The organism is Rhizobium sp. SVR5-9E, from assembly GCF_056755095.1.
Genome location: NZ_JBNDHS010000321.1, coordinates 1 through 312 on the forward strand (window position 1 = coordinate 1; position 312 = coordinate 312).

Here is a 312-nt window from a genome sequence, read left to right on the forward strand (position 1 = left end):
GTAATAGAGTCATCATTGTTCATAATTCCGATCTGGGTTGAGCAATAATCAGCAAAAATATACTTTCCTTGTAGAGCCGGATATTGTGCTCCTCGGTAAACATATCCGCCTGTAATGGAACATTTTCCGCCTGAATGGTCGTATGCTGCTACAGGGAACGTCATGGTAGACTGTGCAGCACATCCTGTTGTATTGTATGCATTATTACCTTCGTAGCATCTCCATCCGTAGTTGATTCCGGCTTGTGTTAAAGGCATTCTGTTAATTTCCTCAATCTGTCCCTGACCGACATCCGCAATCATCACATTGCCT

1 protein-coding gene is annotated in these 312 nt (G+C 43.3%); it reads right to left on the minus strand.

Translation table 11 applies throughout. The features are described from left to right. Nucleotides 1–302, minus strand: a 302-nt coding sequence (locus tag ACPYOJ_RS35005; RefSeq protein WP_481420327.1) for a PQQ-dependent sugar dehydrogenase, incomplete at its 3' end; no start/stop codon positions are given. Between the last annotated feature and the right edge of the window lie 10 nt (nucleotides 303–312).